Source organism: Lentzea sp. NPDC051208 (genome assembly GCF_040682435.1).
Classification (GTDB): domain Bacteria; phylum Actinomycetota; class Actinomycetes; order Mycobacteriales; family Pseudonocardiaceae; genus Lentzea; species Lentzea kristufekii.
This window is the reverse complement of sequence record NZ_JBFBAW010000031.1, coordinates 39576-60850: the sequence shown is the minus strand read 5'-3', so window position 1 is coordinate 60850 and position 21275 is coordinate 39576. Positions and strand designations below refer to the sequence as shown.

Below are 21275 nucleotides of genomic sequence, written 5' to 3'. Positions count from 1 at the left end.
AGTACACGCGTACTGTTAGTCCGCAAGCTTCGAAACGAACACCGAAACGGCCTCGCGCACGCTGTCGAGATCCACGCCGGCATCCCCGCGCGCCTGCCACACCACGCCGTCACGGCCGGGGATCTTGCGCTGCAGGATCCACACGCCGGGCGACTCGACGCGCTCCCGCGCCCGGATCGACCCCTCGACGCGCTGGCTGATCGCCCGCAGCACCCGCCGCGGGTCGTCCAGCGCGAACCGTTGCGCGGGAAGGTCCTCCAGCAGCACGACGGGCCCTTCGACGGAGGCCTCGACCGCCTCCACGACCCGCAGCGCGCCCTCCCACTTCACCTTGCTGATCAGGTGCCAGCCGATCCGCCGCGGCTCGTCACCCGGCAGCCACAGCCCGAGCGACGTGACCACGACGTGCCCACCCGTCTGCACGGGCGCGTGCGCGATCACGGTCTCGTCCTTCTCCAGCGAACCGGTGAAGCCGTCCGGCGCACCGTTGCCGAACAACCGTTGGAACAACCCCACTACAGCACTCCAGCGCTCTGCTGCAGGAGCGCCTTGCGGTACTCCTCCAGCGCCACCAGGTCGCCCCACAGCGCCCGGTACTCGTCGGCGTCCTTGATCGGGGACAGCCGCCGCAACCGCGACTTCACGTCCTCGACCTGCTTGCCGACCTGGACCTCCTGCAGCCGCGCGATGACCATCGACACGTAGCGGAACTCGTCGTTCTGCTTGACGGCCAACGGTTCCACCGCGAGCTCGGTCAGCACCGACCGCACCGACGCGTGCGAACACGCCTGCGAGATCGCGTCCAGGTACGCCGAGCCCTCGAGGCCGCAGGACGCGCCACCGGCCGCGCGGATCGCCCGGTGCAGCGCCACGTACGCCGGGTCGGTGAAGGACTCGTCCGGCAGCGAGTCGTACAGCGGACCGGCGTACTCGGGCAGCCGGAGCGCGATCTTGAGCACCTCGCGTTCGGGCACCAGCCGGGGGTCGCGCGGGTTCGGCCGGGGCGGGCCGTCGACCTCGACGCCCAGCGCCATCTGGTTCGGGTCGGCGCGCTGAGTGGTGGCGACCGGCGCCTTGCCGCTGGAGACCTGGCGGACCCGGCGCACGACCATCGCCTCGTCGTCCCAGCCCACCCACCAGGCCAGCCGCGTCGCGTAACCGTCGCGCTTGGCCCTGTCCTTGATCTGCGCGACGAACGGCACCATCTTCTTCAGGGCCTCGACGCGGCCGTCCACGGAGTCGAGGTCGTAGGTCTTGAGCTGGGCCTTGATCGCGAACTCGATCAACGGGATGCGCCGCGCCACCAGGTCGCGCACCGCCACGTCGCCCTTGGCCTGCCGCAGCTCGCACGGGTCCATGCCGTCCGGCGCGACCGCGATGTAGGTCTGCGCGGAGAAGTGCTGCTCCCCGTCGAACGCCTTCAGCGCGGCCTTCTGGCCCGCCTCGTCGCCGTCGAAGGTGAAGATGACCTCGCCGTTCACGTCGTCGTCGATCAGCAGCCTGCGCAGCACGTTCATGTGGTCCGTGCCGAACGCCGTGCCGCAGGAGGCGACCGCCGTCGGCACGCCGGCCAGGTGCATCGCCATCACGTCGGTGTAGCCCTCGACGATGACCGCCTGCTTGCGCTTGGCGATCTCGCGCTTGGCCTGGTCGAGCCCGAACAGCACCTGCGACTTCTTGTAGATCATCGACTCGCTGGTGTTGAGGTACTTCGCCTGGATCGGGTCGTCGTCGAAGATCCGCCGCGCGCCGAACCCGACGACGTCTCCGCTGATCTCCTTGATGGGCCACAGCAACCGGCGGTGGAACCGGTCGATCGGCCCCTGGCGGCCCTCCTTGGTGAGCTGCGACTTGATCAGCTCCTGCAGCTCGAACCCGCGGCCGAGCAGGTGCTTCGTGAGCTTGTCCCAGCCGCCGGGCGCGAACCCGCAGCCGAACTGGCGTGCGGCGGCCTCGTCGAACCCGCGCTCGGCCAGGAACTCGCGCGCCGCCTGCGCCTCGGGCGTCGCGAGCTGCTCGGCGTAGTACTCGGCGGCCGCCTTGTGCGCCTCGATGAGCCTGCTGCGGGTGCCGCGGTCGCGCTGGATCGTGGCGCCGCCGCCCTCGTAGGTGAGCTGGATGCCCGCGCGGTCCGCGAGCCGCTCGACGGCCTCGACGAACGACAGGTGCTCGACCTTCATCACGAAGGCGATGACGTCGCCGCCCTCGCCGCAGCCGAAGCAGTGGAACGTGCCGTGCGACGGACGCACGTTGAACGACGGCGACTTCTCGTCGTGGAACGGGCACAACCCCTTGAGAGCTCCGCCACCGGCACGCTTCAGCGAAACCTGGTCACCGACGACCTCGTCGATACGGCTGCGCTCACGCACCAATGCGATGTCGCTCTCCCTGATGCGTCCTGCCACGCCTAGAGTCTAATGCCCTGGCAAACTGCCAACCGTGACCACCGCCGACGTCTTCGGACTCCACCGGACGCACCTGATCGGCGTCGCGTACCGCCTGACCGGCAGCTTCGCCGACGCCGAGGACGCCGTGCAGGAGGCGTGGCCGCGGTTCGCGAAGGCCGAGGGCGTGCAGGACGCGCGCGGCTGGCTCACGACCGTCGTCAGCCGCATCTGCCTCGACCGGCTGCGCTCCGCCGCCGTGCGCCGCGAGACGTACGTGGGCTCGTGGCTGCCCGAGCCGCTGCTCACGACCGGCGAGGACGACCCGCTGGCGAGCGTGGTGCGGTCCGACGACGTGCGGATGGCCGCGCTGGTGGTGCTCGACAGGCTCACGCCGGACCAGCGCGTCGCGTTCGTGCTGCACGACGCGTTCTCCCTGCCGTTCAACGAGATCGCTGACGTGCTGCAGGTCTCGGAGGCCGCCGCGCGCAAGCACGCTTCCCGTGCCCGCAAGGCCGTCGCGGACGCCGATCCGCCGCCCCGCGCCGCGCTGGCCGAGCAGCAGGAGGTGCTGGAGAAGTTCCTGCGGGCGATGGCGAGCGGCGACATCGACGGCATGCTCGCACTGCTGCACCCCGACGCGGTGATGATCGGCGACGGCGGCGGCAAGGTGCGCACGGCGGTCCACACGGTCTCCGGAGCGGACAAGGTCGCTCGCTTCTTCCTGGGCCTGTTGCGGAAGTACGGCCACCCGGAAGAGCACCGGCCGGTGTTCGTCAACGGCGAACTGGGCGTGCTCCTGCCCGCGTACGGCGAGGTGACGGCGCGCGTGACGGCGTTCACCGTGCACGAGGGCAAGGTCGCGGCCGTCTACGACATCGCGAACCCGGACAAGCTGACCCACGTGGAGTTCTGACCGCTTTGGTCTGGACCACAACTGGAACCGGGATCGTTCCGGCGCTAACGTTCGGCCCGCTGGTCAGCCCAAGCCCCCTGCCGCGGGTTGCAACCACCGGAGTTCGAACATGCCCGAACACGACATCCCCTCACGCCGGGCGTTCCTGGCGACCGGTGCGGCCGCCGTGGTCGCACTGACCGCCGCCGGCGCCACCACGGCGCGCAGCGCGCCCCTTCCCCTGACCCCGACCTGCGTCGATGACGACGACACCCCGTCGAACATCGAGGGTCCCTACTTCAAGCGGAACTCCCCGCAGCGCACGAACCTGCGCACGCCCGGCGTCACCGGGATCGTGCTCAGCATCACCGGGTTCGTCTACACCATGAAGTGCCAGCCGATCCCCAACGCGCTGCTGGACTTCTGGCAGGCGGACGCTCGGGGCGTGTACGACAACACCACGTTCAAGATGCGTGGCCACCAGTTCACCAACGCCTCCGGCGCGTACGTGCTGGAGACGATCGTGCCCAAGGACTACCCCGGCCGCACACCGCACATCCACGTCAAGGCGCAGCCACGCGGTGGCCGGATCCTCACCACGCAGCTCTTCTTCCCGGACGACCTCAGGGCGTACGGGATGAACATGCCCTACCTGAACCGGCGCGACGCCTACCTCGACCGCGAGTGCGAGGTCGAGCTCGGGCCGCTCGTCGGCAACCGCTACACGGCCAAGTTCGACTTCGTCCTGGAAGCCTGAGCTACCAGCCCGAAATTCACCACCGCATTCGCAGCAGCTTCCCGACGTCGCGGAGCTTCGGGATCGCGCTGACGACCTTCATCTGGATCCTGCCGGACCTGGGCAACGCGTCCAGGTGCGGCAGGTCCACGCTGCGCCAGGAGTCCACAGTGGTCAGTCCGGGGTGCAGCGCCTCGATCTCGCGCGGATCGTCGACGCCCCAGTGCAAAGTGGCGCCGGCGTTGCGCACGGCCGGCACGAGCTTCTGCAGCTTGATCCCCCACGGGCCGTAGACGTCGAACAGCAGCTCACCGCTGGAGAACCGGCTGGTGATCCTGCTGATCAACGCGTGCCCCTCCGCCTGCGTGAGGTACATCGAGAGGCCCTCGAACACCGCCACGACCGGACGGTCCGCGGGCACTTCGGCGAGCCACGCGTCCTCGGTGACCGACGACGCCACGAGCCGGTAGTCACCCTCAGGTTCGGGCAAGAGCTTGCGCCGCAACGCGACGACGTCCGGCATGTCGACGTCGACCCACCGCACGGTGTCCGGCCGTTCGACGCGGTGTGCGCGGGTGTCCAGGCCACAGGCCAGGTGCAGCACCGTGCAGGACGGGGTGCGCCGCAGGAAGTCACGCGCCCAGTCGTCGAGGACCCTGCCGCGGATGGCGACACCGACCGCGGTGGTCGTGTTCATCCCGGTCTTGGCGAAGTCGTAGTCGATGCGGTCGACGGCGCGCTTGGCCTCGGTGTCGTGCAGCACGGACGTGGGGCGCTCGCTGTCGAGCGCCCGGCCGTACAGCGTGGCGAGCATGGTCTCCTGCGCGCCCGTCAGGGTGACTTTCTCCACGTCACACCGTCTCTCCCCGGCGGATCACGTAGGTGAAGCTCTCCCAGTCGTCGCCGGCCATGTCGTCGGCAACGATGGTGACGACCTGCGAGCCGCAGTGCGCGAAGAGCAGCCGGACGAGGTTCGTGTCGACGCCGAACATCTCGATGCCGCCGTCCTTGCGCTGGTGGGGCGCCTGCTGGGCCGCGATGACGACCTCCTGCCGGGCGCCGGACGGGGACGCGGTGGCGACGGCATCCGGCACCACGGTCACCCCGGTCCGGGTCGGCGTGCTGCCGACCGCGGCCCACCAGGTCACGGCCTCCTGCACGACGTCCAGTTCGAGGTGGTACTCCCCGGTCTCCTCCGGCGCGACGATCTCCAGGTCCAGCTCGACGGCGGCGCCGGGCGCGAGGTCGTGCGGCAGGTCGGCGCGCCCGTCGTCCCAGGTGACGGGCTCGTCACCCCTGAGCCAGTGGTTGCCGAGCCTGATCAGCTGACCGGACGGCCAGGTGTGCGCGCTGACGTTGGTGACCCTGGCCCGCACGGTCGCGGTCTGACCGGCACCGACGGGCGTGGGCACGTCGATCAGCTCGATGCTCGCCCGCATGTCCTCCGCCGACAGCTCCTCGCGCCTGGTGGGCCGGCAGGGGAGCTGGAACACGAGCACCCCGCCCGGCCGGACGACCCGCTGCAGTTCGAGCAGGGCCTGCACCTGCAGGGCGGGCGGCGAGTGCTGCAGGGAGATGAGGCTGAGCGCCGAGTCGAACGACTCGTCGGCGAAGGGCAGCCGGTACCCGTCGTAGGCGACGAAGCTGACCCGGTCGGGGAACTGGTTGATCCGGTTCGCCTCGTCGACCATCGACTGCGCGACGTCGACGCCCACGACCTCGTGCACGTGCGCGGCGAGCGCGTTGGACAGGCGGCCGGCGCCGCACCCGAGGTCGACCACCCGTTCCCCGAACGACAGCCCGGCCTCGTCGACGAGCTTGCGCACCGAGGCGATGGGCCCCGTCGCGGTGGCGAGGAACTCGTCGAGGTCCCAGCCGCCGTTGCGCCGCTCCGGATCGGTGAGCACCGCCCACAGCGGGTCGACCCGTCCGAGGTCCTCCCAGGTGGACTTGAATCGATCGACCGGCATGCCGCTACTCCCCAGGTGCTTGGCGTGGTTCGCCAACGGACTCTATCCGTCCGGCTCGGCCGGCGTGCGCGATCCGGGCGTCTAGGCCGGCGGCACGCGACAGGCGTCACCGCTGGTGAATCCCTGGTCCTTGATGTCGAACGCGCTGTTGAACCGGGCCCGCTGGTTCTCCAGGGCGACCTGGTAGGTCAGCGCGACGAGTTCCTTGCGCCCCAGCAGCTTCTCCAGCTCGGCGACCTGCTCGCCGGTGACCGCGACCGGTGTCTCGGTCATGGCGTCGGCGTAGGCGAGCGCCTTGCGTTCGAGGTCGGTGAACAGCGGCGACGTGGCGTAGTCGTCGATGTGCTTGAGCCGCTCGATGTCGAGGCCGCCGTGCTTCATGAGCATGGCGCCGAAGTCGACGCACCACGAACAGCCGAGCTTCACCGCGGTCCGGTAGACGCACAGCTCGAACAACGGCCCGTGGACCGCCTTCTTGACCGCCAGCTCGTGCCGGCCGCTCGCCATCAGCAGCTTCGGGTGGTGCGCCATCACGGTGACGGGCTCCGGCACCGCCCCGAACTCACGCCGCGCGAACCAGTACACGGCCCTGAGCAGCGGGCCGGCGTCCTTCTTCGTGATCCCCTTGATCCTCGTCATGCCCACTGGACGAGGTGGCCCGCCGGAACGTGACACCTTTGGGTGACTGGGACGCGAGCCGGTCTACTCATAGGGTCCCTCCATGAGCAACGACTTCGTGCTGGACATGGACCACGAGTCGGCCGGCCTGCTGGCGGGAACGCTGCTGGCAGGCGATTCGTGTGCGGTCCCGGTGCGACACCAGAACGTCAAACTCCTGCTGTGCGCGCTGCCCGGTGAGAACGGCATGCGGCTTTTCCTGCGCCGCAACACCCCCTAGCGGTCATACACGGCCACATACTTCATGAGCACATCGCGCGACTTCTCGTTGTCGAGCGCGACCGCGTGCATGCGCTGAAAGACGGCCACGGCCCGTTCCACGGTCGCCGCGTCGCTGGCGAGCGTCCAGTTCGCGAGGTAGACCAGCGGCGGCTCGTGCTCGTACTGGATGAGCGCGTAGTCGAGCCCGACCGCCGCCGCCCCGCCCGCGCTGGCCGGCACGACCCGGATCGACGGCGCGTGGAACAGCAGGTGCAGGACCTGGTCCTCCATCAGCCGGTTGCCGCCGACGACGGTGCGAAGCGCGTACTCGTGGATGAAGAACACGCACCGCGGTAACACGCCGTCGCGTTGCAGTTCCGGCGCCGGCGCGAACCCCAGGGCGCTGGCCAGCGCCTTCTCGTAGCACTCGGTTCTGAGCAGGACGGGAATGGTGACGCCGCTGAAGCAGGTGATCTGGGTGGCGCCCGCTGCGGCGAGCACCACGAGTTGCTCACCTGCACCGTGCTGGGTCATGGGTGGAACGGTAAAGCCATGATCATGATCTCGCCGCGCGAAACGCCTGCCCTACAGGGCGAATGCTGCCGGAATTGATTACGGAGAGGCGACCTGCGCGAGGAAGTAGACCGCCTTCGTGCGGGCGTGCCGGACCGCGACCAGGAACGGCCGGTCGACGTTCACGACGATCGGGTCCGGTCCTGGCCCCGGCCTTCCCCTGGTCATGACCACCGCGGTCGCGGCAGCGCCCTCCAGGCCCTGCTCGTCGAGGCGGAGCACGGCCTCGTGGATCACCTCGCTGACCGACAGCGGGTCCGGCGAGAGCCCGCCGAGGTCGGCCAGGGGAGTGAACATCGTGCCCGCACCGAGCCGCTTCAGCGTGTCCCGCAGCTCGAACTTCTCCCGAACGTCCACTTTGGGCAGTGACAGCTCGACCGAGGTGGTGCCGCTCACGTCGAACGCGGACGGGAGCAGCGGTTGCTCCAGCGACTCGTCCGGCAGCAGCACCAGCGCCTCCACCTCCGGCCCGGCGGGCAACGCGATCGTCTGCCAGCCGTCGGTCCTGGCGTAGCCGAGCTCGGCGGTCGTCTTCATGGTCGGCACCTCGACGTCGCCGCCGGGAGCGTGGAACAGCCTCGGCTTGGTCTTGTGGGCCTTGAACGCGGTCGTCCAGCCCGCCCTGAGGTAGAGGGCGTTGACGATGACCGCCCCGTCGAACTCCAGGCCCGCGGGCAGCAACTCGGGGATCAGGCCGCGGGTCGTCTCGGCGACGTCGGCGTTGACGAGCTTGCGCGTGGTCTTGGTGTCGGAGAAGTCGGCCCGCCGCACCGAGGAGGTCAACGAGAAGTCCGGGTTCAGCGGCAGGCCGTCGTCGGCCCACAGCGTGTTCGCGACGGCCAGGTCGCGGACACCGGGCGCGGCCCGCGGGTCGAACCCGCCGAGCAGCAGGTCGAGTTCCTCACGGGTCGCGCCCCGGGCAGCCTCCCGGACCAGCGCGAGCGCGCTGGCGACGGAGAACGGCGACCAGCACGCGTTGGCATCGGGATCGGGGACGGCGACGCGGTGGAGGTCCAGCGCGAAGGTGGTCAGATCGCTCACGGGCGGGCGACCTGCGCGAGGAAGTAGATCGCGCCGGACCGCGCGTGCCGGACGGCCACGAGGAACGGCCGGTCGACCGTCACGACGACCGGGTCCACCGGGATCTCCATCGACACCGTGCGGAACAGGACGGCGGTGGCCGCCGCGCCTTCGAGGCCTTCCTCGTCCAGGCGCAGCACGGCCTCGTGCACGACGTCGTCGACGAACATCCGCTCGTCCGGCGAGAGGCCGGAGAAGTCGGCGTCGCGCGCGAACATGCGCTCGACTCCCAGCTGCCGCAACGTGTCCTTGAGGGTGAACTTCGCCCGTACGTCCACTTTGGGCACTGAGAGTTCGAGCCGGGTGAAGTCCTGCGCGGTGAGCACCGACGGGCTCAGCGGCTGCTCCAGCGACTCGTCCGGCAGCAGGATCACGGCCTCGACGCCGGAGTCGGCGGGCAGCACGATCGTCTGCCAGCCGTCGTGGCGGGCGTAGCGGAACTTCTCGGTGACCTTCATCGTCGGCACGTCCACGTCGCCGCCGGGCGCGTGGAACGGTTTCGCGGCGGTCTCCCAGGCGGAGAACGCGTTGAGCCAGCCGACCTTGAGGTACAGGGCGTTCACGATGATCGCGGCGGCGTCCGAGGGCGGCGGGTCCGTCAGCAGTTCGGGGATGAGGCCGCGGGTGGTCTCGGCGACGTCGGTGTTGACGAGCTTGCGGACCGTCGCGGGGTCGGAGAACGCGATGCGCCGCACTGAACCGGCGAGCGAGAAGCCGGGGTCGATCGTCAGGTCGTCGTCGGCCCACAACGTGTTCGCGACGGCCAGTTCGGGCACGTCGAGGGCGTCGGAGGCGTCGAAGTCCTGGAGCAGGCCGTCGAGTTCGGTGCGGGTCTCGCCGCGCGCGGCCTCACGGGCCAGCGCGAGCGCACTGGCCACCGAGAAGGGCGACCAGCACGCGTTCGAGGACGGATCAGGTACGGCGACGCGGTGCAGGTTCAGGGCGAAGTCGGCCTGATCGGTCACGGAAGCACTCCCCTAACGGCGTGGACCTGGCGGTGACCGGCGGTCCCCCGGTTCGTCCGCCACGTCCTCGAACCTACGCCGATGCGCGGTGCCAGGCCACGGCCTGCGCGTCGGTGAGCAGCGCGACCTGGTCGATGACGACGCGAAGCCGTGCGGCGTAAGAGGAAGCGGCCGCGAACACCGGGCGGAACGCGGGGTCGAGCAACGTCGGGCGCTCCATCAGGCGGCCGGCGAGGTCGGTGATCAGGTCGCGCTGCTTCGCCTGCATGGCCAGGCGCGCCGGGTCGCTCATCACGTACCGGACGGCCATCGCCTTGAGCAGCGCCACCTCCGCCGCGACCTGCGTCGGGATCTCCAGCGAGGCGTTGTACCTCGTCAGCGCCCCGTCGCCGTGCACGGCACGGGTCGCGGTGACGGCCGCGGAGGCGAAGCGGCCGACCAGTTCGCTGGTGAGGTTCTTCAACGCCACCTGCGCGCCGAGCGAGCCGTCGTACTCGCGGTCGGTCCAGTACGCGATCACCGGCAGCTTCAGCAGTTCCTCGGCGGTGGCCTCGAGCGTCGCGACGGACTCGTCGGAGAACGTCTTCGCGGCGAGCGACGCGATGGCGCCGCGTTCGTCGGGACGGGCCAGCGCGCCGAGGCTGATGCGGTGGGCCAGCACGCCGTCCTCGACGTCGTGCACGGAGTACGCCACGTCGTCGGACCAGTCCATGACCTGTGCCTCGATGCACCGCTCACGGTCCGGTGCACCCGCACGCATCCACTCGAACACTTCGAGGTCGTCGTCGTACACGCCGAACTTCATCGTGCCCGGCGTACGCGGCCACGGGTACTTCGTCGACGCGTCCAGCACAGCGCGCGTGAGGTTCAGGCCGTGCGCCGTCTTCGGTTCGAGGCGCGCGAGGATGCGGAACGTCTGCGCGTTACCCTCGAAGCCACCGCACGGGCCCGCGAGTTCGTTCAACGCCCTCTCGCCGTTGTGCCCGAACGGGGGATGCCCGATGTCGTGCGCGAGGCCGGCCGTGTCGACGATGTCGGGATCGCAGCCCAGTTCCTCACCGATGCCGCGGCCGATCTGCGCGACCTCCAGCGAGTGCGTGAGGCGCGTACGCGGCACACCGGTGACCTCGGAGCCCTCGCCAGGGCCGACGACCTGGGTTTTTCCGGCAAGCCTGCGCAACGCGGCGGAATGGAGCACACGGGCCCGGTCACGGGAGAACGGCGTGCGCGTGTCGGTGCGGGCACCCGGCAGCGCGGCGCTCTTGGGCTCTTCGGGGAGCAGGCGCTCCGTGTCGTGGCCGGTGTATCCCATCAGCCGATTTTAGGGAGCTTGAGCTCCTCGAACACGCCGGCGTGCGCCTTCATCAGGCGGTAGTAGAGCAAGGCTCCGGTCTCGCGCTTGATGTAGAACCACTGCGTCCCGCGCGTCTGCACGTTCGGGCCGCTGCGGGTCGGGGACGTCCACGCCCGCAGTCCCGCGTCCTCGGCCATCGTGCGGGCGCGCAGCGAGTGCCACGGGTCGCTGACGATCACGGCCGTCTTCAGGTCGCGTTCCTTCGCGACCGACGCGACGGCCCGCAGCGACCCGAGCGTGTCCGCGCCCTCGCCGACCTGCAGCACCCTGTCCTCCGGCACACCGCGCTTGACCAGCCACAACTTGCCGACCTGGCCCTCGGTGAAGTTGTCGCCGGGCTGCCGGCCACCGGTCGTGGCGATGTAGCTGACCACGCCCTCCTCGTAGAGGCCGAGCGCGTGCTCCAGGCGTGCCGCGAGCACGTCGGACGGGACGCCGTTGTACTGCGCGGCACCGAGGACGATCGCCATGTCGGCCTTCGTCCAGTCGTCCACGCGCGCGACCTGCCAGACGCGGAACGCCGTGCCACCGCCCACGAGCATGCCGATGACCAGCGCCCCGAAAAAGAGGCGCAACACGATCCGGCGAATCCTGGCGAGTGGTTTCAGGGGCGTGGTCCGCACACCACGCATGCTCCCAGACCGCGCGGGTGCCGCGTTGACGCCCCTGCGAGGATCATCGTCATGCCTGCTGAGCAGCCCACCATCCTCGCGACGTCCGGAGGCCTGCGGGCCGGCAGCCGGACCTTCCTCGAGTTCAACAAGTTGATCCACTTCGCGCTCGACCTGTCCGGCGTGGACGGGCGCACACCGCGCTTGTGCCACGTCGGCACCGCCGGGGGTGACCAGCGGGCCATGAACGCGAACATGGCGGAAGCCGGCCGGGTCGCGGGCGTCGACGTGTCGGTGCTGAACCTCTTCACGATGCCGCCGACCGACGACCTCGAGGACTACGTGCTGTCCCACGACGTCATCTGGGTGGGTGGCGGCTCCGTGGCGAACCTGCTCGCGGTGTGGGAGGTGCACGGGCTCGGCGCGGTCTTCCGCAAGGCGTGGGAGGCAGGTGTGGTGCTCAGCGGCGTGTCGGCGGGCTCCATCTGCTGGCACGCGGGCGGCGCCACGGACTCGTTCGGCCCGGACCTCCGGATCGTCACGAACGGCCTGGGCTTCCTGCCCTACGGCAACGGCGTGCACTACGACTCCGAGGAGCAGCGCCGTCCGAAGATCCACGCCGCGGTGGCCGCCGGGGTGCTGCCGAAGACGTACTGCACCGACGACGGCGTCGGCCTGCTCTACCGCGGCACCGAACTCGTCGAGGCGGTGACGGAACGTCCCGGCTCCGGCGCATACGTGGTGGTCAGGGAGGATTCTTCAGCAACCGCACAGGAGGAAAAGCTCGACACCAGAGTCTTGTGACGCGGACCTTGGAAATGTGCGCTGGGCTCTGATCCTCTTCTTCGTGGCGGCCGTGTTCGTCGTGCCCGAGGCGTCGCCGTGCCTGGCCCACGGGAAGCCTTCGGCCGACATGTCGCGCGGCCCTGACGTGCTGGACACCGGCGCCGGTTCGCTGGATCCCGGCGAGGCCGATGTGTCGGACACCGGCCCGTCCTCGGCGATGTCCGACATGTCGGCCACCGCCCTGTCGGACATCGCGGCGGCGGGCGGCGCGTCCGACGTCGGCCTCGCGGTGCTGGACCTCCAGACCGACCAGGTGGTCTCGGAGCAGGGCGACAAACCGTTCTACTCGGCGTCGCTGTCGAAGCTGATCCTCGCCGTGGACGCGTTGCAGCAGCAGTTGTCCGGCGAGGACCAGGACCTGATCCACCGCGCGTTGAGCGACAGCGACGACAACGCCATGGACGTGCTGTGGACGAGGTTCGACGGCATGGACGCCATCGGCCGCGTCGCCGCCGCAGCGGGCCTCACCGGCACGCACGCGCCGGACGGCCCCTCGCAGTGGGGAGAGGTCGTCATCACCGCGAACGACATGGTGCGGCTCTACCACTACATCCTCGGCTCGCCGGCCCGCGACGCGGTCGTCGCGGCGCTGTCGGCCGCCCCCGCCACCGCCGCCGACGGCTTCGACCAGGCGTTCGGCCTGCTCGGCGTCACCGGCGTCTACGCCAAGCAGGGCTGGATGTACTACCTGCCGAGCGACGTCTACCTGCACAGCGCGGGCGTGCTGGACGGCCGCTACGCCGTCGCCGTGCTCACCACGAGCCCGACGGGATCGTGGACGACGGCCAGGCAGTCGATCAACGCCGTCGCGTCGGCGGTCCTCGCGAAGCTCGGCGTCAACGGCTGACCCTCCGGTCGCGGCGCTCCCGCCACGGCCGGTCCCACTCGCCGGTGAACTCGCGCACCACGAGGATCGCGATCACGAGCAGCACGACCGCGCCGAAGACCAGCGCGCCGAACAACGCCCCCGCCACACCCGCGCCGGAGGAGAACTCGGAGACGGCGAACCCCGAAGCGGCGAGGACGATGACGTAGTTGCCGACGTTGCGGCGCCGTGCGGAGTAGACGTCCGTCACCCGCGCCAAACTCACCCCGAGCACGACGGGCGTGAGCGTCACCAGCAGACCGACGACCAGCAGCACCGGCCGGTACAGCGGCGTCACGAGAGCCACCGTCATCGCGGACACCGCCAGCGCGAGCCCGACCGTGACGAGCACGGTCCCGAGCACCCTGATCCGCTGCAACGGAACCCCTTCGCCGGACTCCGGCACAAGCGGCCCGAAGGCGTCGACGACCATCTTGTGCACGGCATAGCTCCGCCACACGACCAACGCGAGCGCACCGAGCGCCGGCACCGAGAGCACCAGCAGCACCACGACCGCGAAGTCCCCCGGCCTCCCCACGGGCTCGACGCTGAACGCGAACCCGTAGAACAGGTAGAAGATCGCCATCGCGGTGCCTTCCAGCACCACGAACACGTGCCGCAGCCGGGCAGCGGACTCCGCGTCGGTGATCCGCATCGCCACCACGCCGCCCGCCACCGCACACAGGCACACCAGCCCGCCGCTCACGGCCGTGGCCAGCAGCACCTGGGGATTTCCGACCTCGGTCAACGCGGCGAACACCACCACCCAGGCGAGCAGCACCGCCCCCGCCACCGCCTGCCCGCGTTCCCCCGTCATGTCATGGACACGCGGGAACGTCCCGTGATGTTGCTCGCGACGCGAAACCCGCGATCACGGGATGAACGTCTCCAAGGTGCGACCGCCTCGCTGACCGTGCTTGGCGGTCCGGTCCACCTGCACCGCGACATACGTCAAAACCGCCAGCGACGCCGTCACAACCACTGTGAAGACGATCGAGCTCGGGCTCGTCAGCAGGCCGTCCACCTCGGGATAGTCCGTGTAGAGGGTCTCCAGCGCGATGAAGCCCATGAGGAACGGGATGAAGAGCGAGAACCGGAATGCCTTGGCCAGCCGCGTCAGGTCCGGCACCTGGACCACGACCACCCCCACGGCCGCGCAGCCGAGTGTCACGAGGAGACCCCACGCGACGAACCAGGGACGAACGAAGTCGTACAGCGGCAACGTCATCGCCGACACGAATGCCGCGAGCGCCATTCCCGGCGCCGCCGCGACGAGCACGACACCGAGTTGCCTGATCTCCCGCGGGCTCATCGCGCCACCTCCGCGTCCGGCCGGCGGCGAGTCGGCGGCAACGCGCCGTGGTGGCCGAGGAAGCGTGCGAGTTCGAAGGCGCACAAGACAACGGCGAACATCGCGGCGATGAGCTGGAGTGCGTGCAGAAGGGCCCCGATCACGGACTCCGCGAACATGCCGTAGACGACCGGCCACACCATGACCACGAAGAACATCGCGACCACGATCAGCACCGTCACCAGCGCGCGTCTCCGGAAGGCCTGGCGCAGATCGCGGACCCCTGTCAGCACCACACCTGAGACGACCGCGCAGCCGGCCGTCATCACCCCGAACAGTGCGGCGCCCGGTGCCGAGGCGGGCAGCGAGGTCGCCACGAGTCCCGCGGCGAACAGGGCACCGAGCATGGCGGCGCGCTTGCCCCACGTGTGCAGGTCGCGGACGTCCACCGGCCGGCTGTCCAGCTCCTCCGGTGTGAGCGGCGGCTCGACCATCGTGGGCGCCAGCACCGTCAGCAGCACCGACACGAGGGCGATCACGCCGTAGGCCACCGCGGCTACGGTGACCGGGGCGGCCGGGTGTTCCACGTAGTGATCGCGCACGGCGAGTCCCGCGGTGGCGGCCAGCACCATCGAGGCGCCCATTGGAAGGCCGAGGCGCTTGAGCGACTGGTGCCGCGACGACCGCAGGAAGACCAGGCCCGTCCAGCACGGCCCGAGCGCCACCGCCGCCACGCCCACCCACACCTGCACGGTGGCGTACCCGGTCACCGGGATGGTCAGTGCCACCACGACCATCCCGGCCAGCAGGACGAGTCCCGCTCCGAGCAGCGGGACACCGATCCGCGTCAATCGCTGCGTGTGCATGCACTCAGCACGCACGCACACGGCGATCTGTTGCCTCGCGGCCGAAAATTGTTAGCAGCCGACGAGGCGTGCCGCGAGGTAGGACTCCAGCTGGTCCATCGCCACGCGCTCCTGCGACATCGTGTCGCGCTCCCGCACCGTCACGGCGAGGTCGGTGAGCGTGTCGAAGTCGACCGTCACGCAGAACGGCGTGCCGATCTCGTCCTGGCGGCGGTAGCGGCGGCCGATGGCGCCGGCGTCGTCGAAGTCGACGTTCCAGTTGCGGCGCAGGGCCGTCGCGAGGTCGCGGGCCTTGGGCGACAGGTCGGCGTTGCGCGACAACGGCAGCACCGCGACCTTGACCGGCGCGAGGCGGCGGTCGAGCTTCAGCACGACGCGCTTGTCCACGCCGCCCTTGGCGTTCGGGGCCTCGTCCTCGGTGTAGGCCTCCAGCAGGAACGCCATCATCGGGCGGCCGACACCGGCCGCCGGTTCGATGACGAACGGCCGGAAGCGCGAGTTCGTGGCCTGGTCGAAGTACGACAGGTCGACACCGGAGTGGTTCGAGTGCGTCGTGAGGTCGAAGTCGGTGCGGTTCGCGATGCCCTCGAGCTCACCCCACTCCTGGCCGCCGAACTGGAAGCGGTACTCGACGTCGACCGTCCGCTTCGAGTAGTGCGACAGCTTTTCCTTCGGGTGCTCGTAGTGACGCAGGTTCTCCTTGGAGATGCCCAGGTCCGTGTACCAGCGGGTGCGCTCGTCGATCCAGTACTGGTGCCATTCCTCGTCCGTCCCCGGCTCGACGAAGAACTCCATCTCCATCTGCTCGAACTCGCGGGTGCGGAAGATGAAGTTGCCCGGCGTGATCTCGTTGCGGAACGACTTGCCGATCTGACCGATGCCGAACGGCGGCTTCTTGCGCGACGTCGTCTGCACGTTCAGGAAGTTCGTGAAGATGCCCTGCGCGGTCTCGGGGCGCAGGTAGTGCAGGCCCTCCTCGGTCTCGATCGGACCGAGGTGCGTCTTGAGCAGGCCGTTGAACATCTTCGGCTCGGTGTAGGAGCCGCGCACGCCGCAGTTGGGGCACGGCACGTCGGAGACGTCGCCCTCGGCGACCTCCTTGCCGGTGCGCTCCGCGTACTCCTCCGACAGGGTGTCCGCGCGGAAGCGCTTGTGGCACGACTCGCACTCGACGAGCGGGTCGACGAACGCCTCGACGTGACCGGAGGCGACCCACACGTCGCGCGGCAGGATCACCGACGAGTCCAGGCCCACCACGTCCTCACGGCCGCGGACCATGAAGTTCCACCACTGCCGCTTGATGTTGTCCTTGAGCTCGACGCCGAGAGGTCCGTAGTCCCATGCCGAGCGGGTACCGCCGTAGATCTCCCCGCACGGGTAGACGAACCCCCTGCGCTTGCAGAGGCTGACAACGGTCTCGATGCGATCGGCGGGCAAGGGGAACTCCATCGGGGGAATGAGAATCGGGGGCTCAAGCCTAGCCCGTCACGTCATGCCCCGAACGGGCGACCGGAGCCTTACCCTGCAGGAATGGAAGACCGGCTGCGAGAGCTGTGGGACTTCGCCGACCTCGACGGCACCGAGGCGAGGTTCCGCGCGTTCCTGGGCAACGTGGAGACCGACGACGAGCGGGCGGAGGTGCTGACCCAGCTCGCCCGCGTCGAGGGCCTGAGGGAGAACTTCGCCGCAGGTCACGCTCTGGTCGACGAGGCGGAGGTGCTGGTCGCCCCCGACTCGACGGGCCGGGTGCGCGCGCTGCTCGAACGCGGCAGGCTGCACCGCTCCGCCGGCGACCCGGAGGCGGCGCAACCGCTGTTCGTGGCGGCGTTCATCCTGGCCAAGACCCGCGGTGACCTGTCGCTCGCCGTCGACGCCGCGCACATGGCGTCGCTGGTCGACGACCCGGAGAAGTGGACCAAGCAGGGCATCGAGATCGTCGTCGCCAACCCCGGACTGGTGCGCTGGCTCGGCCCGCTGCACAACAACCTCGGCTGGTTCTACTTCGAGAACGGCCGCTACGACGAGGCGCTCGACGCGTTCGAGAAGACCCCGGAGGCCTACGCCGAGAGCGGCAAGGCCAAGACGCTGCACGCGCTGGGCCGGTCCGCGGAGGCCGCCGAGGCCGCGCGCAGAGCGTTGGAGCTGCTCCCCCACGACTCGCAAGAGGAGTGGGTCAAGGAGATGGAAGCTATCGCCGCGGGTTCGTAGGCCCTGCCGCCTCGCCGAGCCGCACCGTGAACGCGTCCTCGGCGAGCACGCTCGTGTGCGTCTCGACCTCGCCGGCGGCACTGGTCAGCGTGGGCTCGTACATCGCGGGCTCGTCGGTCAGCGCCTCGGACAGCAGCGGGATGACGTGTTCGCGCACGGGGAACGGCGACATCGCGCGCCGGTAGGCCACCACGGACTCGAACTCGACGGTCAGCACCCAGCGGTCGTCCTCGTCGGTCGACCGTGCCAGCGTGCCCTTGTGACACCCCGGCTGAGCGGTCAGGAGCTTCAACGCCTCTTCGACGCGCACGGTGAACGTCTCAGGGTCGGACACGCGGAATCGGCACACCAGCAGCACGGTGCAAGGATGGCACGGTGACCTCCAAGCGCCCTCTCCTGCCCGGCGACGGCCCACTCGCGCGCGTGCGCCCCGTCGTGGCGTTCGTGCTCGTGCTCGGTCTGTTCATCACCGGCGTTCTGGTGGGCGGCACCCTCGGCGCGGTGCTGCTCGGTGTGCTGATCGTGGGCGCCGCGGTGCTCCTGGCCGCCACCTGGAAGGTTCTTTCCCCAGGTCACCGCACATTGCGCGTGGTGGTCCTGCTGGTACTGCTCCTCATCACCGTAGAATTGGTTGTGAAAATCCCTACCAGGTGAGGTGCGCCGCCATGACCGTTCAACTGCACGGCGAGCACTCCCCCGAACGCGAGGCCCCGGCGCCCGCGGCACCCCGCCCCGCGCACACCCTCGCCGAGGCCGGCGACCTGCTGCGCGCGCTGGCTGCCCCGGTCCGCATCGCCATCGTTCTGCAGCTGCGGGAACACGACCGCTGCGTGCACGAACTGGTCGAGGCGCTGGGAGTCGCGCAGCCGCTGATCAGCCAGCACCTGCGCGTGCTCAAGTCGGCGGGCGTGGTGCACGGCGAAAGACACGGCCGCGAAGTCGTGTACCGATTGGTGGACGAACATCTGGCGCACATCGTGGTGGACGCTGTGACGCACGTCGAGGAGAAGTTGTGACCGGACTGAGGTCCACCAAGCAGCGCACCGCGGTGTCGAACCTGCTCGACCAGCTCGACGACTTCCGCAGCGCCCAGGAACTGCACGAGGAACTGCGCCGCCGCGGCGAGGGCATCGGCCTGACCACGGTCTACCGCACCCTGCAGTCCCTCGCGGACGCGGGCCAGGTCGACGTCCTGCGAACGGACTCGGGCGAGGCGATCTACCGCCGTTGCTCGGCGCACCACCACCATCACCTCGTGTGCCGCCACTGCGGCCGCACGGTCGAGGTGGAGGGTCCCGCCGTCGAGAAGTGGGCGGACCGGGTGGCGGCCGAGAACGGCTTCTCCGAGGTCAGCCACACCGTCGAGATCTTCGGCACCTGCGCGGAGTGCACGGCCAAGGGCCTCAAGTAAGGCGAGGACGGGGCGCCCGGTCCGGGCGCCCCGCTCCTAGGGCGTGTCCCGTAGGTCCGTTCGATGAGAGTCACGGTCGAGAGAACCGGAGGCGGTGCCGCCGCAATGCCCTCATACCGGGCGTATTCGGGCTTTGCGGCGGTGCCGTCTCCGGGGCCCTCGGCCGCGACTATCGCGGACGAGACTTACGGGACACGCCCTAGGACTCGTAGGGCTCGACCGGCTCGGCCACGGGCGTGAACGACTCCACGGTGAAGCTCGGCACCCAGGAGTTCTTCTCGTTCGCCGACTTCGGCACGACCTGCCCGGTCACCTCGACCCACTGCTCGTCGGGCAGCGGGGGCACGTCCCCGGTCACCCGCACCTTCAGCGGCCGGGCGTCGGCGGCGCAGCACGAGATCGCGAGCCGTGCGACGAACGTGTCGCCCTCCGCGCGCAGGAGGAACCCGGTCAGCTTCACCCGGCGCCCGTCCAGCGTCCCGGACTCGTCCCACGCCGTGCGCGTGACGAACTCCGTCATGGACAGCGGGATCACGTCCCCGGACGGCAGTTCGCCCAGCAGGTTGCGGGAGCGCTGCGTCTGGTTCGTGTCGGCCGCCGAGTTGACGACGTCACCGCCCAGCGCGGGTGGCGAGATCAGGAACACCGCCAGGACCGGCAGCAGCATCAGCCACGTCGAGCGCGACGAGTGCGAGTGCTCGTGGTCGTCCTCGGAGGCCGCCTTGCCGCGGCGGATGTCCCCGACGATGGCGAACAGCGCCAGGCCGATCATGATCACGCCGGCCGCGATCAGCAGTGGCAGCAGGCTCTTCTGCACGTACCTGAGGTACAGGCCCGAAAAGCTGATCTTCAGCAGCGCGCCGCCGAGCAGGACCAGCAGGATGTTCTGGGTTTCCCGTCTCACAGCAGCACCACTCCACTCACGACGGCGCACAGGATCGCCACCACGAAGGTAGCCGGGGCGAAGCGGAAGGCGAAGGACTTGCCGAACGCACCGGCCTGCAGCGCGATCAGCTTCACGTCGACGGCCGGGCCGACGACGAGGAACACCAGGCGCGGCAGCAGGGGCAGCGCGGAGAACGCCACCGCCACGAAGGCGTCGGCCTCGGAGCACAGCGCCAGGACGACGGCCAGCAGGGCCATCACGATCACACCCAGCACGATCTGGCCGCCCAGCGTCTGCATCCACGCGGTGGGCACGAACGTCTTGAACGCCGCCGCGAACAGCCCGCCCAGCACCAGGAACCCGCCGGCGTCCACCAGGTCGTGCCGCGCGCTCTCGGCGAACACGGCCCACTTGGACCTGCCGGAGTGATCAGCCAGCTTGGCCAGCGCGCGTTCGGCGATCCACTCCATCTTGCCGAAGCGCACCCACAGCCAGCCCATGACCATCGCGGTCAGCAGAGAGCCCACGAACCGCGCGGCGACCATCATCGGGGTGTCGTTGAACGCGACGGCGGTCGACACCAGCACGATCGGGTTCACCGCGGGCGCGGCCAGCAGGAACGTCAGCGCCACGGCCGGCGCGACCCCTTGCTGCATCAGCCTCTTGGCCACCGGCACCGAGGCGCACTCGCAGCCCGGCAGGGCGATGCCGGCGACACCGGCCACGGGCACGGCCAGGGCGGTCTTCGAGGGCAGCAGCTTGCGCAGCGCCGAGGCCGGTACGAACGCCGCGATGGCGCCCGAGATCAGCACGCCCAGCACGAGGAACGGCATCGCCTGCACGCAGATCGCCACGAACACGGTCGAGGCCGTGCGCAGCTTCGGCACGTCGAGAAGATCGACAAGTCTGGACTGGAAGAGCAGTGCGAGAACGAGGATCCCGCACAGCACCTCCAACGACGTGATCTTCAGCCGAGGCGGGCCCGAGCGCCGCTTCGACGAGCGGATCTCGCCGGTGATCGTCATTCCGCGTCCGCGTCCAGGTCCAGCAGGCGGCGGTACTGGCGCGCCATGCCCTCGCGGATCTCCTCGGGCGAGGGCGGCTCGTCGAACTCCGCCTCCTCCTCCACGAGGTCGTCGTCGTCGAAGTCGACCGGGGTGCCGTTGACGGTCTCCTCGGCGTCGGCCTCCTCCTCGAGGGCGGCCTCGCGGAGCTCCTCGATCGTGGCGGAGACGTCCTCGGCGGACAGCGCGGGCAGCATCGGCTTCACGATGGCCAGCACGCCGCCCTCGGCGTCGTCCAGCGCCACGGCCTCGGCCAGCGCGACGGCGTGGTCACGCTCGTACGGGCCGCAGATGAACGAGTCCCAGTCGTCGCCGCCCGAAGGCTCGAACGTGACGGTCCACGGGAACTCGTTGACGTCCGAGTCCTCTTCCGGCTCGTAAATGATCACGC

27 protein-coding genes are annotated in these 21275 nt (G+C 69.8%); 9 read left to right on the top strand and 18 right to left on the bottom strand.

Annotated features, from left to right (window positions below; genetic code table 11):
* Positions 1-15: 15 nt before the first annotated feature.
* Both AB0M48_RS42635 and dnaG read right to left on the bottom strand, forming a co-directional pair.
* Positions 16-516, bottom strand: coding sequence for a hypothetical protein (locus AB0M48_RS42635; RefSeq protein ID WP_363854143.1), 501 nt, complete (start codon positions 514-516; stop codon positions 16-18).
* On the bottom strand, positions 516-2405 hold the full coding sequence (gene dnaG / locus AB0M48_RS42630) for a DNA primase (RefSeq protein ID WP_363854140.1): 1890 nt from the start codon (positions 2403-2405) through the stop codon (positions 516-518). The genes AB0M48_RS42635 and dnaG overlap by 1 nt, the downstream gene beginning before the upstream one ends.
* Positions 2406-2439: 34 nt before the next feature.
* Between dnaG and AB0M48_RS42625 the strand changes: the two genes are divergently transcribed.
* A complete protein-coding gene (locus AB0M48_RS42625) occupies positions 2440-3300 on the top strand; it encodes a sigma-70 family RNA polymerase sigma factor (RefSeq protein WP_363854138.1) in 861 nt (286 codons plus the stop codon).
* A gap of 109 nt (positions 3301-3409) precedes the next feature.
* Entirely contained in the window at positions 3410-4036 is a 627-nt protein-coding gene (locus AB0M48_RS42620) for a dioxygenase (protein ID WP_363854135.1), read from the top strand.
* 16 nt (positions 4037-4052) lie between these two features.
* Here AB0M48_RS42620 and AB0M48_RS42615 read toward each other — a convergent pair whose 3' ends face one another.
* The 3 genes from AB0M48_RS42615 to AB0M48_RS42605 all read right to left on the bottom strand — a co-directional run bounded on the left by AB0M48_RS42615 (position 4053) and on the right by AB0M48_RS42605 (position 6624).
* Positions 4053-4865 (bottom strand): class I SAM-dependent methyltransferase, encoded by an 813-nt coding sequence (locus tag AB0M48_RS42615; protein WP_363854133.1) that lies wholly within the window; start codon positions 4863-4865, stop codon positions 4053-4055.
* 1 nt (position 4866) lies between these two features.
* The gene (locus AB0M48_RS42610; protein ID WP_363854130.1) at positions 4867-5985 is read right to left on the bottom strand and encodes a class I SAM-dependent methyltransferase; all 1119 of its coding nucleotides are present in this window, start codon (positions 5983-5985) and stop codon (positions 4867-4869) included.
* A gap of 81 nt (positions 5986-6066) precedes the next feature.
* Positions 6067-6624, bottom strand: coding sequence for a carboxymuconolactone decarboxylase family protein (locus tag AB0M48_RS42605; RefSeq protein WP_363854128.1), 558 nt, complete (start codon positions 6622-6624; stop codon positions 6067-6069).
* An 82-nt stretch (positions 6625-6706) separates the two neighbouring features.
* Here AB0M48_RS42605 and AB0M48_RS42600 point away from each other — a divergent pair, with 82 nt between their 5' ends.
* Complete coding sequence (locus AB0M48_RS42600; protein ID WP_319984091.1) at positions 6707-6883, top strand: hypothetical protein; 177 nt, start codon at positions 6707-6709, stop codon at positions 6881-6883.
* On the opposite strand, the gene AB0M48_RS42595 is transcribed toward AB0M48_RS42600, so the two are convergent.
* The 5 genes from AB0M48_RS42595 to AB0M48_RS42575 form a co-directional block, all read right to left on the bottom strand.
* A complete protein-coding gene (locus AB0M48_RS42595; protein WP_363854124.1) occupies positions 6880-7398 on the bottom strand; it encodes a Scr1 family TA system antitoxin-like transcriptional regulator in 519 nt (172 codons plus the stop codon). The two genes, AB0M48_RS42600 and AB0M48_RS42595, sit on opposite strands and share 4 nt — an antisense overlap.
* A 78-nt stretch (positions 7399-7476) precedes the next feature.
* Positions 7477-8478: a serpin family protein gene (locus AB0M48_RS42590; protein WP_363854121.1), complete on the bottom strand. Its 1002-nt coding sequence runs from the start codon at positions 8476-8478 to the stop codon at positions 7477-7479.
* Positions 8475-9482: a serpin family protein gene (locus tag AB0M48_RS42585; RefSeq protein ID WP_363854118.1), complete on the bottom strand. Its 1008-nt coding sequence runs from the start codon at positions 9480-9482 to the stop codon at positions 8475-8477. Before AB0M48_RS42585 ends, AB0M48_RS42590 begins: the two co-directional genes overlap by 4 nt.
* 73 nt (positions 9483-9555) lie before the next feature.
* Positions 9556-10794 carry a deoxyguanosinetriphosphate triphosphohydrolase gene (locus tag AB0M48_RS42580; protein ID WP_363854115.1) on the bottom strand — a complete coding sequence of 413 codons (1239 nt, stop codon included), beginning with the start codon at positions 10792-10794 and terminating at the stop codon, positions 9556-9558.
* A complete protein-coding gene (locus tag AB0M48_RS42575) occupies positions 10794-11378 on the bottom strand; it encodes a YdcF family protein (protein ID WP_363854196.1) in 585 nt (194 codons plus the stop codon). Before AB0M48_RS42575 ends, AB0M48_RS42580 begins: the two co-directional genes overlap by 1 nt.
* 141 nt (positions 11379-11519) lie before the next feature.
* Between AB0M48_RS42575 and AB0M48_RS42570 the strand changes: the two genes are divergently transcribed.
* Together AB0M48_RS42570 and AB0M48_RS42565 are read left to right on the top strand one after the other, a co-directional pair.
* Positions 11520-12251: a peptidase E gene (locus AB0M48_RS42570; protein ID WP_363854112.1), complete on the top strand. Its 732-nt coding sequence runs from the start codon at positions 11520-11522 to the stop codon at positions 12249-12251.
* Between the two features lie 16 nt (positions 12252-12267).
* A complete protein-coding gene (locus tag AB0M48_RS42565; protein ID WP_363854109.1) occupies positions 12268-13140 on the top strand; it encodes a serine hydrolase in 873 nt (290 codons plus the stop codon).
* Here AB0M48_RS42565 and AB0M48_RS42560 read toward each other — a convergent pair.
* The 4 genes from AB0M48_RS42560 to AB0M48_RS42545 are packed head-to-tail and all read right to left on the bottom strand — an operon-like array spanning position 13130 to position 16752.
* Positions 13130-13975: a hypothetical protein gene (locus AB0M48_RS42560; protein WP_363854106.1), complete on the bottom strand. Its 846-nt coding sequence runs from the start codon at positions 13973-13975 to the stop codon at positions 13130-13132. The two genes, AB0M48_RS42565 and AB0M48_RS42560, sit on opposite strands and share 11 nt — an antisense overlap.
* Positions 13976-14029: 54 nt before the next feature.
* Positions 14030-14470 (bottom strand): hypothetical protein, encoded by a 441-nt coding sequence (locus AB0M48_RS42555; RefSeq protein WP_363854103.1) that lies wholly within the window; start codon positions 14468-14470, stop codon positions 14030-14032.
* Complete coding sequence (locus AB0M48_RS42550; RefSeq protein ID WP_363854100.1) at positions 14467-15315, bottom strand: hypothetical protein; 849 nt, start codon at positions 15313-15315, stop codon at positions 14467-14469. Before AB0M48_RS42550 ends, AB0M48_RS42555 begins: the two co-directional genes overlap by 4 nt.
* 51 nt (positions 15316-15366) lie before the next feature.
* On the bottom strand, positions 15367-16752 hold the full coding sequence (locus AB0M48_RS42545; protein ID WP_266042585.1) for a glycine--tRNA ligase: 1386 nt from the start codon (positions 16750-16752) through the stop codon (positions 15367-15369).
* A gap of 93 nt (positions 16753-16845) precedes the next feature.
* Between AB0M48_RS42545 and AB0M48_RS42540 the strand changes: the two genes are divergently transcribed.
* Positions 16846-17523, top strand: a complete 678-nt coding sequence (locus tag AB0M48_RS42540) for a tetratricopeptide repeat protein (protein ID WP_363854097.1) — start codon at positions 16846-16848, stop codon at positions 17521-17523.
* Here the strand turns inward: AB0M48_RS42540 and AB0M48_RS42535 are convergent.
* Complete coding sequence (locus AB0M48_RS42535; RefSeq protein WP_363854094.1) at positions 17504-17857, bottom strand: antibiotic biosynthesis monooxygenase; 354 nt, start codon at positions 17855-17857, stop codon at positions 17504-17506. The genes AB0M48_RS42540 and AB0M48_RS42535 overlap by 20 nt on opposite strands.
* Before the next feature lie 41 nt (positions 17858-17898).
* Here AB0M48_RS42535 and AB0M48_RS42530 point away from each other — a divergent pair, with 41 nt between their 5' ends.
* Genes AB0M48_RS42530 through AB0M48_RS42520 form a run of 3 tightly spaced genes read left to right on the top strand, consistent with a single transcriptional unit; the run spans position 17899 to position 18934 of the window.
* Positions 17899-18177, top strand: a complete 279-nt coding sequence (locus tag AB0M48_RS42530; RefSeq protein WP_363854091.1) for a hypothetical protein — start codon at positions 17899-17901, stop codon at positions 18175-18177.
* Positions 18178-18188: 11 nt separating this feature from the next.
* The gene (locus AB0M48_RS42525; protein ID WP_258950881.1) at positions 18189-18539 is read left to right on the top strand and encodes a metalloregulator ArsR/SmtB family transcription factor; all 351 of its coding nucleotides are present in this window, start codon (positions 18189-18191) and stop codon (positions 18537-18539) included.
* Positions 18536-18934, top strand: a complete 399-nt coding sequence (locus tag AB0M48_RS42520; RefSeq protein WP_090100492.1) for a Fur family transcriptional regulator — start codon at positions 18536-18538, stop codon at positions 18932-18934. The genes AB0M48_RS42525 and AB0M48_RS42520 overlap by 4 nt, the downstream gene beginning before the upstream one ends.
* A 199-nt stretch (positions 18935-19133) precedes the next feature.
* Here AB0M48_RS42520 and AB0M48_RS42515 read toward each other — a convergent pair whose 3' ends face one another.
* The 3 genes from AB0M48_RS42515 to AB0M48_RS42505 are packed head-to-tail and all read right to left on the bottom strand — an operon-like array spanning position 19134 to position 21273.
* A complete protein-coding gene (locus AB0M48_RS42515) occupies positions 19134-19838 on the bottom strand; it encodes a TIGR03943 family protein (protein WP_363854086.1) in 705 nt (234 codons plus the stop codon).
* A complete protein-coding gene (locus AB0M48_RS42510) occupies positions 19835-20845 on the bottom strand; it encodes a permease (protein ID WP_363854083.1) in 1011 nt (336 codons plus the stop codon). The genes AB0M48_RS42515 and AB0M48_RS42510 overlap by 4 nt, the downstream gene beginning before the upstream one ends.
* Positions 20842-21273, bottom strand: coding sequence for a hypothetical protein (locus tag AB0M48_RS42505; RefSeq protein WP_363854080.1), 432 nt, complete (start codon positions 21271-21273; stop codon positions 20842-20844). The genes AB0M48_RS42510 and AB0M48_RS42505 overlap by 4 nt, the downstream gene beginning before the upstream one ends.
* Between the last annotated feature and the right edge of the window lie 2 nt (positions 21274-21275).

Bases quoted from the DNA above. Each gene is read 5' to 3' on its own strand.
- AB0M48_RS42550 (WP_363854100.1), bottom strand. From the start codon at position 15,315: ATGCACACGCAGCGATTGACGCGGATCGGTGTCCCGCTGCTCGGAGCG.
- AB0M48_RS42560 (WP_363854106.1), bottom strand. From the start codon at position 13,975: ATGACGGGGGAACGCGGGCAGGCGGTGGCGGGGGCGGTGCTGCTCGCC.
- AB0M48_RS42620 (WP_363854135.1), top strand. From the start codon at position 3,410: ATGCCCGAACACGACATCCCCTCACGCCGGGCGTTCCTGGCGACCGGT.
- AB0M48_RS42575 (WP_363854196.1), bottom strand. From the start codon at position 11,378: ATGCTCGTGGGCGGTGGCACGGCGTTCCGCGTCTGGCAGGTCGCGCGC.
- AB0M48_RS42570 (WP_363854112.1), top strand. From the start codon at position 11,520: ATGCCTGCTGAGCAGCCCACCATCCTCGCGACGTCCGGAGGCCTGCGG.
- AB0M48_RS42600 (WP_319984091.1), top strand. From the start codon at position 6,707: ATGAGCAACGACTTCGTGCTGGACATGGACCACGAGTCGGCCGGCCTG.
- AB0M48_RS42540 (WP_363854097.1), top strand. From the start codon at position 16,846: ATGGAAGACCGGCTGCGAGAGCTGTGGGACTTCGCCGACCTCGACGGC.
- AB0M48_RS42610 (WP_363854130.1), bottom strand. From the start codon at position 5,985: ATGCCGGTCGATCGATTCAAGTCCACCTGGGAGGACCTCGGACGGGTC.
- AB0M48_RS42595 (WP_363854124.1), bottom strand. From the start codon at position 7,398: ATGACCCAGCACGGTGCAGGTGAGCAACTCGTGGTGCTCGCCGCAGCG.
- AB0M48_RS42510 (WP_363854083.1), bottom strand. From the start codon at position 20,845: ATGACGATCACCGGCGAGATCCGCTCGTCGAAGCGGCGCTCGGGCCCG.
- AB0M48_RS42555 (WP_363854103.1), bottom strand. From the start codon at position 14,470: ATGAGCCCGCGGGAGATCAGGCAACTCGGTGTCGTGCTCGTCGCGGCG.
- AB0M48_RS42525 (WP_258950881.1), top strand. From the start codon at position 18,189: ATGACCGTTCAACTGCACGGCGAGCACTCCCCCGAACGCGAGGCCCCG.
- AB0M48_RS42605 (WP_363854128.1), bottom strand. From the start codon at position 6,624: ATGACGAGGATCAAGGGGATCACGAAGAAGGACGCCGGCCCGCTGCTC.
- AB0M48_RS42580 (WP_363854115.1), bottom strand. From the start codon at position 10,794: ATGGGATACACCGGCCACGACACGGAGCGCCTGCTCCCCGAAGAGCCC.